This is a genomic window from Caballeronia sp. LZ028 (assembly GCF_031451415.1).
Classification (GTDB): Bacteria; Pseudomonadota; Gammaproteobacteria; order Burkholderiales; family Burkholderiaceae; genus Caballeronia; species Caballeronia zhejiangensis.
This window is the reverse complement of record NZ_JARUXN010000004.1, coordinates 490,296-503,678: the sequence shown is the minus strand read 5'-3', so window position 1 is coordinate 503,678 and position 13,383 is coordinate 490,296. Positions and strand designations below refer to the sequence as shown.

Sequence of the window (13,383 nt, the reverse complement as noted above, 5' to 3'; positions counted from 1 at the left end):
AGTGGCCGTACTTCTTCAGGAGACCCCGTGATGACCGCTCGCCCCGTGATCGAAGACCTCTCGTCGTTCTGGATGCCGTTCACCGCCAATCGCCAGTTCAAGGCCGCGCCGCGCATGCTCGACAGCGCCAAGGGCATGTACTACCGCTCGACCGATGGCCGCGAAGTGCTCGACGGCACGGCCGGACTGTGGTGCGTGAACGCAGGCCATTGCCGCGACGAGATCGTCGATGCGGTGCAAAAGGCACTTTCGACGCTCGATTTCGCGCCGACCTTCCAGATGGGCCATCCGCTCGCATTCGAAGCGGCGACCAAAGTCGCGAGCCTGATGCCCGAAGGCCTCGACCGCATCTTCTTCACGAACTCGGGCTCCGAGTCGGTCGATACGGCGCTCAAGATCGCGCTGGCGTATCACCGCGCGCGCGGCGAAGGCCAGCGCACGCGTCTGATCGGCCGTGAGCGCGGCTATCACGGCGTCGGCTTCGGCGGCATTTCGGTCGGCGGCATCGCGCCGAATCGCAAGACGTTCTCGGGCGCGCTGCTGCCGTCGGTCGATCATCTGCCGCATACGCACGATCTCGCGCACAACGCATTCACGAAAGGCCAGCCCGCGTGGGGCGATCATCTCGCCGATGACCTCGAGCGCATCATCGCGCTGCACGATCCGTCGACGATCGCCGCCGTGATCGTCGAGCCGCTCGCCGGTTCGACAGGCGTGCTCGTGCCGCCGCAAGGCTATCTGCAAAAGCTGCGCGATATCTGCACGAAGTACGGCATTCTTCTGATCTTCGACGAAGTCATCACCGGCTTCGGACGTTTGGGTAAAGCGACGGCCAGTGAATACTTCGGCGTAACGCCCGACCTCATCACGATGGCCAAGGCCATCAACAACGCGACCATTCCGATGGGCGCCGTCGCCGCGCATCGCAACGTGCACGACACGGTCGTCAACGCGGGCGCGGCCAACGCCATCGAACTGTTCCATGGCTACACCTATTCGGCGCACCCGGTCGCGGCCGCAGCGGCCATCGCGACGCTCGATCTGTATCAGCGCGACAAGCTGTTCGAGCGCGCGGCATCGAAGGCCGCGAAGTTCGAAAGCGCCGCACACGCGCTGCGCGATGCGCCGTTCGTGAAGGACATTCGCAATCTTGGCCTCGTCGCGGGCATCGAGCTCGATCCGCGCGAAGGCGCACCCGGCGCGCGCGCGTATGAAGTGTTCGTCAAGTGCTTCGAGGCGGGCGTGCTCGTGCGCTACACCGGCGATATCCTCGCGTTCTCGCCGCCGCTCATCATCGAAGACGATCAGATCGATCAGATCTTCGCGACGGTGCGAAAGGCGCTGGAAAGCGTGAAATAAGCGGCTTTTGCGGTTGCTCGCGGCCCGGCTTCCTGCGATGGAAAGCCGGGCTTTTTATCGCTCCATGACAAGCAACGTAGATGTCGCCGATGCGAACAATCTGCCGCTCGCGTCCTTGAGCGTCGCTTCGGCGAACGCGGCGCGCCGTCCGATCGACAGCACGCGTCCTTCCGCGCGCAACACGCCCGAGTCGCGCGTGAGCGCCTTGTGATACGCGACCTTCAGTTCGAGCGTCGTGTACGCCTGCGTCGCGGTCAGGCATGAATGCACCGAGCAGCCGCACGCGGAATCGAGCAGCGTCGCCGCATAGCCGCCGTGCACGGTGCCGATCGGGTTATACGCGTGATCGCCGGGGACGCCCGCGAACACTGCCCTGCCCGCTTCCACTTCGATGAAATCGAAATCCAGCGATACCAGAATGCCCGGCTTGCGCCCGCTTGCGATCAATCTGCGCAATTGCGCGAGACCGTCGAGGCCGGCGGCGGTTTCTTCGATCAAACTCATTTCGGCGTCTCCGTTTTATCGCTGGCGGTCTTGATCGCATCGTCGTCGCCGGTCGCGCTCCAACCGCCGCCGAGCGAGCGATAAAGCGCCACCGCGGCAAGCGCGTGTTCGCGCTTCGATTGATTCAGCGCATCGGCATCGCGCAGATACGATTGTTGCGCGTCGAGCACATCGAGAAAGCTGGCCGCGCCGCCCTTGTACAACTGCGTCGACAGCGTGAGCGATTGACCGGATGCCGAGAGCGCTTCGGTGAGACGCGCGGTCGATTCGGTCGTGCTGACGAGATCGCTGCGCGTATCCTCGACATCCTTCAGCGCTTCGAGCATCGTCTGACGCAGATGCAGTTCCGACTCGCGCATCCGGCTCTCGTTCTGCTCGATCTCCGCCGTGATGCGTCCGGCGTTGAAGATCGGGCTCGTCGCGTTGAGCGCGGCGGAAAAGAGGTTATCGGTCAGCGTCGGCAAGCCGAGATACGATGAGGCGAGCAAGCCATCCGACAAGCGCAGCGAGAACTTCGGATAACGCTCGGCACGCGCGACGCCCACTTCCGCCGCGCGCTGCTGAACGGTCGCATACGCGACGAGCACATCGGGGCGGCGCAACAAGGCATCGGACGGCAACATCTGCGGCGCGCCGCTGGCGGGAACGGGAATCACGGGCGCGTCGCCCGCATCCGCGAGCATCAGCCTGTCGATGGATTCCGGCGTGCGGCCCGAATACACCGCGATCAGACTCAGCTGATGCTGGATCGTCGATTGCGTGCGCGGGATGCGCGATTGCAGGTCGCTCAACTGATTCTGCGCACGCGCGACATCGAGTTGAGTCGACAGACCGTATTGCAGGCGTCGTTGCGTGAGTTTCAACGCGCGTTCGCGAATCTGCAGATTGTCTTGCAGGATCTTCGATTCCGCCTGCGCCCAGCGAAGGTCGACATACGCAGCGGCCGTATCCGCGGCGAGCGCGAGCCTGATCTGATCCGCGGCGTGTTCGCGGCCGACAAGCTGCGCCTGCGATGCCAGCAGTTCCAGCCGCTCGCCGCCGAACACGTCCGGCGTCCAGCTCAGCGCGAGGCCGAAGCCCGCCTGCTTCACATAGCCGAGCGGCGGCGGCGTGTTCTGCCGCGTGTACGCGCCGCCCGCGCTCGCATCCAGTTGCGGGAGCAAGGCCGCGCGGCGTTGCGTCGTGAGCGCTTGCGCCTGCTTCACGCGCTCGACGGCGGCTTGAACATCGAGGTTATCGTTCAGCACCGACGCGACGAGTTCATGCATCACCGGATCGTTGAACTGATTCCACCATGCAGCGGGATCGACGGCCTGTCTCGGCACATCGACGCTCCAGTCCGTGGGCGCGGTCGCGTTGACCGTCGCGGGAAGATCGGCGTGCGTGGCAGGCTGCACCGCGCACGCGGCGAGCGTCAGCGCGGTCACGCCGGAAAGTATTGCGACAAGAAGTTTCTTCATGATCGAAGCATCCAGATAAGGCCCGTTTCAATGCGCGTCGGACGAAGGCGGCGCGCTCGTGATCGGCTTGGCGAACATCACCGTCATCAGGCCGAAGAGGAAACACAGCGCGAGCACGTAGAAGCAATCGGCGAAGGTCAGCACGAGCGCCTCGCGCATCACGAGCGCGTGCAGCGATGCCAGCCCCGCTTGCGACGCGTTCAACGCATCGCCGGCGACGGAAGCGAGATGCGCCGAACTGCGCGCGATCATGTCGTCGACGACCGGCCGGCCAATCGTCACGCTCTCGTTCAGATGCAGGTAATGCAGATTGAGGCGATCGTTGAGCATCGTCGCGCTCACCGCGATGCCGATTGCGCCGCCGAGATTGCGCATCAGATTGAACAGCCCGCTCGCCGATTTGAGCCGCGATGGCGGAAGCGAACCGAGCGCCATCGTCACGATGGGCGGTACCGCGAATTGCTGGCCGATGCCGCGCAGCGCCTGCGGCAGCAGGAACTGTTGCCAGCCCCAGTCGTGCGTCAGCGGCGTATAGAAGTAACAGCCCGCGCCGAAGCAGATCAGACCGAATGCGAGCAGCACGCGCATGTCGATGAAGCGCGACGCGAACCCGTACACGCCGATGGAAAGCAGTTGAAAACAGCCGACGGAAAGCAGCGCGAGACCCGTATGCAGCGAATCGAAGCCACGCACGCGCGCGAGGAACACGGGCGTCAGAAACACCGACACGAAGATGCCGATGCCCGTCACGAACGAAAGCAGACTGCCGATCGCGAAGTTGCGCACCGCGAGCGCACGCAGATCGACGATCGGATCCTTCGCCGTGAACGCATGCACGAGGAACAGGAAGCCGCAGATCCCCGAAATCCACGCACAGACGATGATGACGTCGTCGCCGAACCAGTTCTTGCGCGGCCCTTCTTCGAGCACGTATTCCAGACAGCCGAGAAAGCCCGACATCAGCACGATGCCGATGTAATCGCCCTTCTTCAGCAGCGAAACATTGGGCTCGTCGACGTGCACGTACTTCGGCACGAGCAACGCGACGACGAGACCCGGCACCACGTTCAGATAGAAGAGCCAGTGCCACGACCATTGATCGGTGATCCATCCGCCGATCACCGGTCCGACTGCGGGCGCGAGCGACGCCAGCGCGCCGATAGTTGTAGATGCAATCAATCGCTGCTTGCCGGGGAACAGCACGAAGGCGGTCGTGAAGACGGTCGGGATCATCGCGGCGCCGAGCGCGCCTTGCAGTCCGCGAAAGAGGATCATCGAATTGATGTCCCACGCCATGCCGCACAACATGCTCGTGAGCGTGAAGCCGATTGCCGATGCGACGAACAGCCAGCGCGTGGAGAACACTTTCGAGAGCCAGCCCGACATCGGAATGACCAGAATTTCGGCGATCAGATACGACGTCTGCACCCACGACAGCTCGTCCTGGCTCGCCGACAATCCGCCGCCGATATCCTTGAGCGACGACGCGACGATCTGGATATCGAGCGTCGCCATGAAGAAGCCGAGGCACATCAGCGCGAAGGCGAACACGCGTTGCCGTATCGGCTGGCTCGCGGGATCGGAAGGAATGGTGTGTGTCATCGCCGCGCTCCTCAGCCGTTCGACTGCTTCGCGAGATGCACCTTCACCGTCGCCGACAAGCCCGGACGCAGCACCGTTTCCATGCCCTTCGGCACATCGAGGCGGATGCGAACCGGCACCCGCTGCACGATCTTCGTGAAGTTGCCCGTCGCGTTCTCGGCGGGCAGCACGCTGAAGGTCGCGCCGGTCGCGGGCGCGAGACTTTCGACGTGACCGGTGAGCGGCACGCTCGATGCGTCGAGTTCGACGTCGGCTTCGTCGCCCGCGCGCATCTTCTTCAACTGATCTTCCTTGAAGTTCGCATCGACCCAAAGGCCCGTCGACGGAACGATGGTCAGCAGCGATGTGCCCACGTTCGCGAGCACGCCCACGCGCGCCGTGCGATTGCCGACATAGCCATCGACCGGCGAGCGGATCGTCGTGTATTCGACGTTCAGCTCCGCGACACGACGTGCCGCTTCCGCTGTCGCGACGCGCGCCTGCGCATCGGCGATCTGCGCTTCGATCACGCTCAACTGACGCTTGGCCGCGACGAGCGACGCGCCGCTGCGATCCACCGCCGCCTGCGCCTTCGTGTAGTCCGCGTCCGCGCGCTCTACGATCTGGTTCGACACCGCATCGTCCTTCACGAGTTCGCGATAGCGCGAACGGTCCTGCCCGGTGCGCGTGAGTTCCGCCGACGACGCGCGCACTTCCGCCTGCTGCTGGTTGATGACGGCCGCCTGCAGCGCGTCCTTCGCCTGCAACTCGACCACCGCCGCGCGCGCGCCCGACAATTCGGCGTCGGCTTGAGCGAGGCGCGCATCGTAATCGCGGGCGTCGAGGCGGATCAGCACTTGCCCCGCCTTAACGGGCTGATTGTCCTGCACGAGCACGTCGGTGACGAAACCGTTCACCTTCGGCGCGAGCACGGTGACATCGCCGCCGACGTAGGCATCGTCGGTCGTCTGAATGAAGCGCAGCACGAGCGCCCAGTACGTGGCCGCCGCGATCAGCACGAGCCCGACCAGGCCAAGCGCGAGCAGCATCCAGGGAATCTTGCGCGCGGGCCGCGCGAGCGCCGGCGCCGCTACCGAAGGAATATTCGTCGTAGGAGTCGTCATTTGCGATAAGTGCATATGCACAATTAAGTTTGAAGGAAGGCCTGAATCCATTGCCCGTCATAGCCCGGAAGACTAGTTGTGCATATGCACCAAGTCAACCGTCACGGCGCGCATGAATGAATGACGCAGACGGAAAGAATCGCGCCGAGCCTTGTGCTACAAGGCGCGAAGACGGTTTGCCGGCGCGTCGGGACGCAGGCTCTCGTCGGCGCAGAAGCGCACGGCATGCTCGACGAACGCGCGCACCTTGGCCGGCAACAGCGCGCGCGTGCTGTACGCGATCCGGATTTCGATCGCGGAATCGACGCGCTCGTAGGCGTCGAGCAGCGTGACGAGCCGCCCCGACGCGACCTCTTCGGCCACGAGCGCCGTCGGCAACACGCCGATGCCGAAGCCCTGCAAGGCCATCTCGCGATTGAACACCGCACTGTTCGACGTGATGTCGTGACTGAGCGGCACGCGCAGTTCCTCGCCGCCGATGCGGAACGTGAGCGCCGGCTTGCGGATCGACGGCGACATCGGCACGAACACATGATCGGCGAGTTCGGACGGATGGCGCGGCGCGGGACGTTGCGCGAGATACGCGGGGCTCGCGACGAGCACGAGCGGAATGGTTTCCAGCAGGCGCGTGACGGCGGTATCGGTCGATAGCATGAAAGGCAGCACGATGGCGAGATCGTAGCCTTCGCCGACGAGATCGATGGGTCGCTCCGTCAGCGTCACGTCGAGGCGCACATGCGGATGCGCGCGCCTGAAGCTCGCGACGAGCGGCGCGTAGCGGCTCATCATCACGGTCGTGTGCGAGACGAGCCGCAACAGGCCGGTCGCTTCGCTCGCGCGGTTCGACGCGCGCTCTTCCATCGCCTGCAATTCGTCGAGCAGACGCGAGCAGTCGGCGAAGAAGCGCTCGGCGGTTTCCGTCAGCGAGATCTGCCGCGTCGTGCGATTGAAGAGCCGGCTGCCGAGGCGGTCTTCGAGGCCGGCGATGGCACGCGATACGACGGGCGGCGACAAGCCGAGTATGTCGGCCGCACGCGCGAAGCTCTTCGCTTCGACCACCGTGCAAAACACCTTCAGGCTCGTCAGATAGTCCATGTGCGCGTTCGCGATGCGTGCGGAAGCCCCGATCATGGCACGAAGCCGCCGCATTCGCACGATGAGACGATCGCGCGGTTTTACGAGCCGCGCGAGCATTCACGCGAAAGACGCACGCGCCTAAAGTTCAACCCATGCCATCCACATGGCCAACCACCGAACGAAGGAGCACACCATGTCACGTCTTTCCCAAATCAACGTCAACGAAGCAACGGGCGTCACCGCCGATCTTTTCGCCGCCATCAAGAAGGCCGCGGGCAAGGTGCCGAACGCTTACGCGACCATCGGCACGCATAGCCCGGCCGCGCTCGGCGCAGCGCTCAACGGCGATGCGATTCTCGCGAAGAGCAGCCTCGACAAGGCCGATGTCGAAGCGATCAAGCTCGCCGTCAGCGAACTCGCGGGCTGTGATTACTGTGCCGCCGCGCATACGCTCGTCGGCAAGATGGTCGGGCTGTCGCAGAAGGAAACGCAGCAAATTCGCGCGGGCGAAGCGACCGGCAATGCAAAGCGCGATGCGCTCGTGCGCTTCGTGCGGCATGTCGCGGGCACGACCGGCACGATCGACGCGGCGCGTCTTACCGAAGTGCGCGAAGCGGGCTATTCGGAAGCGCAAGTCATCGACACGCTGTTTGCGATGAGCGTCATCAATTTCACGAACCTCGTGAACCGCGTGAACGACACGGTGATCGACTTCCCTGCTCTCGTCTAAGTTTGCGTCGAGCCTTTGGTCAGCCGGTCGATGACGGAACTCACGAGATCGACCGGCACCGGAAAGACGATCGTCGAGTTCTTGTCGCCGGCGATCGACGTGAGCGTTTGCAGATAGCGCAACTGCATCGCCTGCGGCTGCTGCGCGAGCATCTGCGCAGCTTGCAGCAGCTTCTCCGATGCCTGCAACTCGCCTTCCGCATGGATGATCTTCGCGCGCCGCTCGCGCTCCGCTTCGGCCTGGCGGGCGATCGCGCGGATCATCGTTTCGTTGATGTCGACGTCCTTGATCTCGACGTTCGATACCTTGATGCCCCATGCGTCCGTCTGCGAATCGAGCACGCGCTGGATGTCGGTATTGAGGCGCTCGCGCTCGGACAGCAACTCGTCGAGCTCGTGCTTGCCGAGAATCGCGCGCAACGTGGTTTGTGCGAGCTGGCTCGTCGCTTCGAGAAAACGCGCGACCTGAATCACCGCCTTCTCCGGATCGACGACGCGAAAGTACACGACCGCATTCACCTTCACCGACACGTTGTCGCGCGTGATGACGTCCTGCGGCGGCACGTCGAACACGACGGTGCGCAAGTCCATTCGCACGACCTGCTGCACGACCGGAATGATGAGCACGAGCCCCGGCCCTTTCACCTTCCAGAAGCGCCCGAGCATGAACACGACGCCGCGCTCGTACTCGCGAAAAATACGCACCGCCGACGCGACGATGAAGATGACGAACGCAATGACAATGCCGCTGAAACCGAAGGTAAGCCCCATTTTCAAGCCTCGTTGTCGATGTGTTCAGGAATGGCCCGCCTCGCGTTCGCCTTCGAGCGGCTCGACGGTCAGCGTGAGACCGTGGCGCGACATCACCCGCACGCGCGCGCCTTCTTGCGGCAACGCTCGCGGCGCGTCCGCCTGCACGCGCCAGCGTTCGCCCTGCACGCGCGCCCAACCGCTGCCGGATTCGTGCGCCAGCATCACGCCGATGGTGCCGAGCATCGCTTCGCCGCCGCTCACGACGGGCCGCTTGCGCGCTTTCAACGCGACGCCCGACACGGTGAACACGAAGAGCGCCGTGAAGAGCGCGAGCCCGGCAACGAGCCCGACCGGAATGCCGAAGCCGGGGACGTCGGTATCGATCAGCATGAGCGCGCCGATCGCGAACGCGATGATTCCGCCGATGCCGAGCGAGCCGAATGTCGGCAGAAACATTTCCGCGACGAGAAAGCCCATGCCGAGCACGATCAATCCGAGTCCGACGAAACTGATCGGCAATAGTTGCAAAGCGAACAATCCGACGAGCAGGCAGATCGCGCCCGCGACGCCCGGCAGCACCATGCCCGGATTCGCGAACTCGAAGAAGAGGCCGTACATGCCGATCATCATCAGGATGAGCGCGACGCTCGGGTCGGTGATCGTCGCGAGAAAGCGGCTGCGCCAGTCGGGTTGCAGCACGACGAGCGGCGCCTGTTTCGTCGCGAGAACGCGATCGCCGCTCGCGGTTTTGACATGACGGCCGTCGAGTTTCGCGAGCAGGTCGGGAACGTCGTTGGCGGTCACGTCGATGACCTTCTGCTCCAGCGCTTCCGTCGCCGATAACGCGACCGCCTCGCGCACCGCGCGCTCGGCCCATTGCACGTTGCGTCCGCGCAATTGCGCGAGGCCGCGGATGTAGGCGGCGGCGTCCTGCATCTGCTTGCGCGTTTCGGTCGATTGCGCGTCTGCGTTCGACGCCGCCTTGCCCTCGCGCTCCGATCCGCCGATGCCAAGCTGCACCGGCGACGCCGCGCCCAGATTCGTGCCGGGCGCCATCGCGGCGATATGGCTCGCGTACGTGATGTACGTGCCCGCGCTCGCAGCGCGCGCCCCGCTCGGCGCGATGAACGCGGCCACCGGCACCGGCGACGCGAGCATCGCCTGAATGATCGAGCGCATCGAGAGATCGAGGCCGCCGGGCGTGTCGAGTTCGAGCACGACGAGTTGCGCGTGCTCGTCTGCGGCGCGGGCGAGCGAGCGCACGACGTAATCCGCGCTCGCCGGCCCGATCGCGCCCTTCAGCGGAATCACGACGACGGGCGCCGCCACGGCGGCTACGGCGCTCATCGGCACGAGGGCGAACGCCATCAGCAGCAGCGCGTGGCGCACGCGTCTGCGCAGCCAGTCAGCGAAGTTCGTTTTCATCGGCGAAAGCCGGACGCGCATATGCGCGGCGGTTCCTCGTGTTTGGTCTCTCTTTTAGCTTAGGTCAATTGCGAGATCACGGCCGGCGCGTCGTTCGGTCGATGACCTTTTCGACATCGGCCGTTTCGCCGAGCTCTTTCACGAAGCGCGCCGTGTCGAAGTCGCCCGACACGCAGCCGTCGAGATAGATGAAGCGGCGCTGCAACGTGAGCCACAAACTCGTTTTCTCGCGCCACTGCAGCGAGGCGTTGAGCGAATTCAGGCGCCGCGTCACGCTTTCGGCGATTTCCTTGTCGTAGTCGTAGCTGTTGGCGAGCCGGCAGCGCCCCGCGATCCAGCAGCTATTGCCGCGTTCGATGCGGTAATGCGCTTCGTCGAGCCATTCCTGATGCGTTTCGACCGGGCCGCGCGGAGCGGCGCAATCGGCGATGGCGCTCGAAACGTGCAGAAACGGATCGTTGCCGCGGTTCTCGCGCCTTTCTTCGGCGTGTGTCCCGTACGGGGCCGCGGCGAGCACAGCCGCCAGCGCGAGCGTTCCGTAAGCCGCGTTTCGTGTCATCGTGCGCGCCTTTCGTGGAGCCATCGTCCAGACAGCATAGTTCATCGCGTCGAATCGAACGCCACGCGGGAAGCCGGTAAACTCACGATGTGGCGCACCGCCCATTCCTCGCACCGAGACCGACATGAAACAGGCACTCCACCATCTGACGGTCGCGACAGGCTCGCGCGGCCTGCACGAAGTCACCCGCGACGTCGATCACTGGATCGACCTTCAGGACATCCGCACTGGCTTGCTCACGCTGTTTTGCCGGCATACGTCGGCATCGTTGCTGATTCAGGAGAACGCCGACCCCGACGTGCGCGTGGATCTCGAACGCTATTTCGAGTCGGTCGCGCCGGAAGCGCCCGGCCGCTACGTGCACGACACCGAAGGCCCCGACGACATGCCCGCGCATCTGCGCACCGCGCTGACCACGGTGCAGCTTTCGATTCCCGTCGAGGCCGGCCGGATGGTGCTCGGCACTTGGCAGGGCATCTACGTGTTCGAGCACCGGACGGCGCAGCATCAGCGCGAACTCGTCTTGCATCTGATCGGTGAGTGACCTAATATACGCACCGCGTATATTTCGGGAGCGGTGACGGTGACTCAGGAACTTCAGCAGCAGACGATTCTTCGCGATGCGATGCGGCGTCTGAACATGACGCGCGACGCGTTCGCATCGCGCATCGGCGTGTCGCGGCGTGCGTTGGACACATGGTTGCTGCCGGACGAATCGCCGGAGTCGCGCGCGATGCCGGAGATCGCCGCGCGCTATGTCGGCGAGATTCTCGGCGGTTTGCCGGAAGGTGGCCCATATACGCAAAGCGCACATTTGGCCATCGACTTCGAAGGCCGGCCGCAATTGCTTTCGATCGACCAGTTTTCGCGCGACTCGGCTGAAGCGCTGTTCCGCACGGCCGACATGATGCAGCCCATCGCGCGGCGCAAAAAAATCACGCGCGTGCTCGAAGGCGCGGTGCTTGCAAATCTGTTCTTCGAGGCCAGCACGCGCACGCGCGTGAGTTTCGGCGCGGCGTTCGCGCGCCTCGGCGGCTCCGTGTGCGACACGACCGGCTTCACCTTTTCGTCGATGGCGAAAGGCGAGTCGATCTACGACACGAGCCGCGTCATCAGCGGATACGCCGACGCGATTGTCGTGCGGCATCCGGAGCAAGGCTCCGTCGCGGAATTCGCGCGCGCGACGAACATTCCCGTCATCAATGCCGGCGACGGCCCCGGCGAGCATCCGAGTCAGGCGCTGCTCGATCTGTATACGATCCAGCGCGAGTTTTCGCGTCTCGGCAAGATCGTCGATGGCGCGCATATCGCGATGGTCGGCGATCTCAAGTACGGCCGCACCGTGCATTCGCTCGCCAAGCTGCTCTCGCTTTACAAAGGACTGAAATTTACGCTCGTGTCGCCGGGTTCGCTGGAGATGCCGGCGCATATCATCGAGCGCATCGCGCGCGGCGATCATGTGATCGAACAAACGAGCGACTTGCGCGCGGGACTCGCGGGCGCCGACGTGGTCTACGCGACGCGCATCCAGAAAGAGCGTTTCGCCGATGAGTCCATCGAAGGCTATACGCCGGATTTCCAGATCAACCAGGCGCTCGTCGACGATGTATGCGGACGCGACACGCTCATCATGCATCCGCTGCCGCGCGACAGCCGCCCCGGTGCGAACGATCTCGCCACCGACCTGAATCACGACTCGCGCCTCGCGATCTTCCGTCAGACCGACAACGGCATTGCGGTTCGCATGGCGATTTTCGCGGTGCTGCTCGGCGTCGAGCATCAGGTGCGTCACTCGATGCGCGATGCGGCATGGAAGTCGCCTGCTTCCATCGGTCCGGACGATGCGGTCTTTCATGGCTTCGATTGATACGTTTTTTACACGCGGCGCACATGTCTTTGCGCGACGTTGACGCGAGCCGCCCTATCCTTCTACACAAGGGAAACGTGATGGAGCAACGGCCATGGATATGTCGCTTGCGTGGGCGGTCAGCCGTCGAAAATTGCAGGATGATGGGTTAGGTGCATGTCAACGTGTGCGGGTTCTGGCGCTTGCGCATTTCGCGGATAGCGAAGCATCGCGGGAACGCATACGCGCGTTGTTTCATTCGCCGCTTGGCATCTACGTGAGTCAGGCGCAGCGTGAAGGCTGCGAACTGCGGCTCGAATTCGATACTGCTAGCGAAGACCTTGCGTTCACCTTGCGAACGTTCAAGCGCGTCTTGCCGGAAGCGCGTGTCGAAGGGATCGCGCCGCGTGTGTTTGCGCATCGGATGAACACGCGCGACGCGGGGTGAGGGTCATGCGGCCGGAAGCTCGCCAGACATCGACTGCCGACGATGATAAGCGGCGGATGATTCCAGTCGCTCAAACTCTTCGTAGGACAGATTCCACGTGTCCGGATCGAGTTCGATGCCGCGCTGAATCGCCGCCTCTTCCTCGGGCGTAGGAAGGATGAATCCTTTATACGTTTGTTGCATACCGATTTATCTCTCTTCTGTTGGCGCGGCGCAAACTGATGATGCGCCGCGTTTCGTTTCTCTGCGTGAACACTACGCAAAACATGAGGCCTCGAATAGGCGCGAAACCGACTTCGCGTACCTCTCCATAGTCGCGACGACCATCAACCTTCGGCGCGACATCGTCCCACGCAATCTCCCTCGCAAGCTCCAGCGACACACCATGCTGAAGCCGATTGATCGCGTCCTTCAACGGGTCAAACGTGATGTCGAAGTGCATTCATTGTGGTTCCCAGAAGTAGAAGTGACAAGGCGCGAAAGTTCTGATTTGCGGATTGCGATTCATCCGAACTCCG

At 63.7% G+C, this 13,383-nt stretch carries 15 protein-coding genes; 4 read left to right on the top strand and 11 right to left on the bottom strand.

Annotated features, from left to right (window positions below; all coding sequences use genetic code 11):
- Nucleotides 1-30 precede the first annotated feature (30 nt).
- Nucleotides 31-1,359: an aspartate aminotransferase family protein gene (locus QCE58_RS25065; protein ID WP_250440489.1), complete on the top strand. Its 1,329-nt coding sequence runs from the start codon at nucleotides 31-33 to the stop codon at nucleotides 1,357-1,359.
- Between the two features lie 54 nt (nucleotides 1,360-1,413).
- On the opposite strand, the gene QCE58_RS25060 is transcribed toward QCE58_RS25065, so the two are convergent.
- The 5 genes from QCE58_RS25060 to QCE58_RS25040 form a co-directional block, all read right to left on the bottom strand.
- A complete protein-coding gene (locus tag QCE58_RS25060; RefSeq protein ID WP_008353692.1) occupies nucleotides 1,414-1,863 on the bottom strand; it encodes a PaaI family thioesterase in 450 nt (149 codons plus the stop codon).
- Complete coding sequence (locus QCE58_RS25055) at nucleotides 1,860-3,323, bottom strand: efflux transporter outer membrane subunit (RefSeq protein WP_175979174.1); 1,464 nt, start codon at nucleotides 3,321-3,323, stop codon at nucleotides 1,860-1,862. The genes QCE58_RS25060 and QCE58_RS25055 overlap by 4 nt, the downstream gene beginning before the upstream one ends.
- Before the next feature lie 27 nt (nucleotides 3,324-3,350).
- Nucleotides 3,351-4,925 (bottom strand): DHA2 family efflux MFS transporter permease subunit, encoded by a 1,575-nt coding sequence (locus tag QCE58_RS25050; RefSeq protein ID WP_175979173.1) that lies wholly within the window; start codon nucleotides 4,923-4,925, stop codon nucleotides 3,351-3,353.
- An 11-nt stretch (nucleotides 4,926-4,936) separates the two neighbouring features.
- Nucleotides 4,937-6,028 carry an HlyD family secretion protein gene (locus QCE58_RS25045; protein ID WP_008353695.1) on the bottom strand — a complete coding sequence of 364 codons (1,092 nt, stop codon included), beginning with the start codon at nucleotides 6,026-6,028 and terminating at the stop codon, nucleotides 4,937-4,939.
- A gap of 156 nt (nucleotides 6,029-6,184) precedes the next feature.
- Nucleotides 6,185-7,123 carry a LysR family transcriptional regulator gene (locus QCE58_RS25040; RefSeq protein ID WP_250521593.1) on the bottom strand — a complete coding sequence of 313 codons (939 nt, stop codon included), beginning with the start codon at nucleotides 7,121-7,123 and terminating at the stop codon, nucleotides 6,185-6,187.
- A 175-nt stretch (nucleotides 7,124-7,298) separates the two neighbouring features.
- Here QCE58_RS25040 and QCE58_RS25035 point away from each other — a divergent pair, with 175 nt between their 5' ends.
- Nucleotides 7,299-7,835 carry a carboxymuconolactone decarboxylase family protein gene (locus tag QCE58_RS25035; protein WP_008353697.1) on the top strand — a complete coding sequence of 179 codons (537 nt, stop codon included), beginning with the start codon at nucleotides 7,299-7,301 and terminating at the stop codon, nucleotides 7,833-7,835.
- Here the strand turns inward: QCE58_RS25035 and QCE58_RS25030 are convergent.
- From QCE58_RS25030 to QCE58_RS25020, 3 genes are all read right to left on the bottom strand, one after another.
- On the bottom strand, nucleotides 7,832-8,605 hold the full coding sequence (locus QCE58_RS25030; protein WP_175979171.1) for a slipin family protein: 774 nt from the start codon (nucleotides 8,603-8,605) through the stop codon (nucleotides 7,832-7,834). The genes QCE58_RS25035 and QCE58_RS25030 overlap by 4 nt on opposite strands.
- 24 nt (nucleotides 8,606-8,629) lie before the next feature.
- A complete protein-coding gene (locus QCE58_RS25025) occupies nucleotides 8,630-10,012 on the bottom strand; it encodes an NfeD family protein (protein WP_409014154.1) in 1,383 nt (460 codons plus the stop codon).
- 76 nt (nucleotides 10,013-10,088) lie between these two features.
- The gene (locus tag QCE58_RS25020) at nucleotides 10,089-10,571 is read right to left on the bottom strand and encodes a BON domain-containing protein (protein WP_250460265.1); all 483 of its coding nucleotides are present in this window, start codon (nucleotides 10,569-10,571) and stop codon (nucleotides 10,089-10,091) included.
- A 124-nt stretch (nucleotides 10,572-10,695) separates the two neighbouring features.
- Here QCE58_RS25020 and QCE58_RS25015 point away from each other — a divergent pair, with 124 nt between their 5' ends.
- Nucleotides 10,696-11,115 (top strand): secondary thiamine-phosphate synthase enzyme YjbQ, encoded by a 420-nt coding sequence (locus QCE58_RS25015; protein ID WP_008353705.1) that lies wholly within the window; start codon nucleotides 10,696-10,698, stop codon nucleotides 11,113-11,115.
- Between the two features lie 39 nt (nucleotides 11,116-11,154).
- Entirely contained in the window at nucleotides 11,155-12,438 is a 1,284-nt protein-coding gene (locus QCE58_RS25010) for an aspartate carbamoyltransferase (RefSeq protein ID WP_409014153.1), read from the top strand.
- Between the two features lie 148 nt (nucleotides 12,439-12,586).
- Here QCE58_RS25010 and QCE58_RS25005 read toward each other — a convergent pair whose 3' ends face one another.
- From QCE58_RS25005 to QCE58_RS24995, 3 genes are read right to left on the bottom strand one after another with little or no spacing between them, the layout of a single operon-like run.
- A complete protein-coding gene (locus tag QCE58_RS25005) occupies nucleotides 12,587-12,838 on the bottom strand; it encodes a hypothetical protein (RefSeq protein ID WP_250521584.1) in 252 nt (83 codons plus the stop codon).
- A 30-nt stretch (nucleotides 12,839-12,868) separates the two neighbouring features.
- Nucleotides 12,869-13,048 (bottom strand): hypothetical protein, encoded by a 180-nt coding sequence (locus QCE58_RS25000; RefSeq protein ID WP_008353711.1) that lies wholly within the window; start codon nucleotides 13,046-13,048, stop codon nucleotides 12,869-12,871.
- A complete protein-coding gene (locus tag QCE58_RS24995; protein ID WP_250435610.1) occupies nucleotides 13,032-13,307 on the bottom strand; it encodes a BrnT family toxin in 276 nt (91 codons plus the stop codon). The genes QCE58_RS25000 and QCE58_RS24995 overlap by 17 nt, the downstream gene beginning before the upstream one ends.
- Nucleotides 13,308-13,383: the final 76 nt, after the last annotated feature.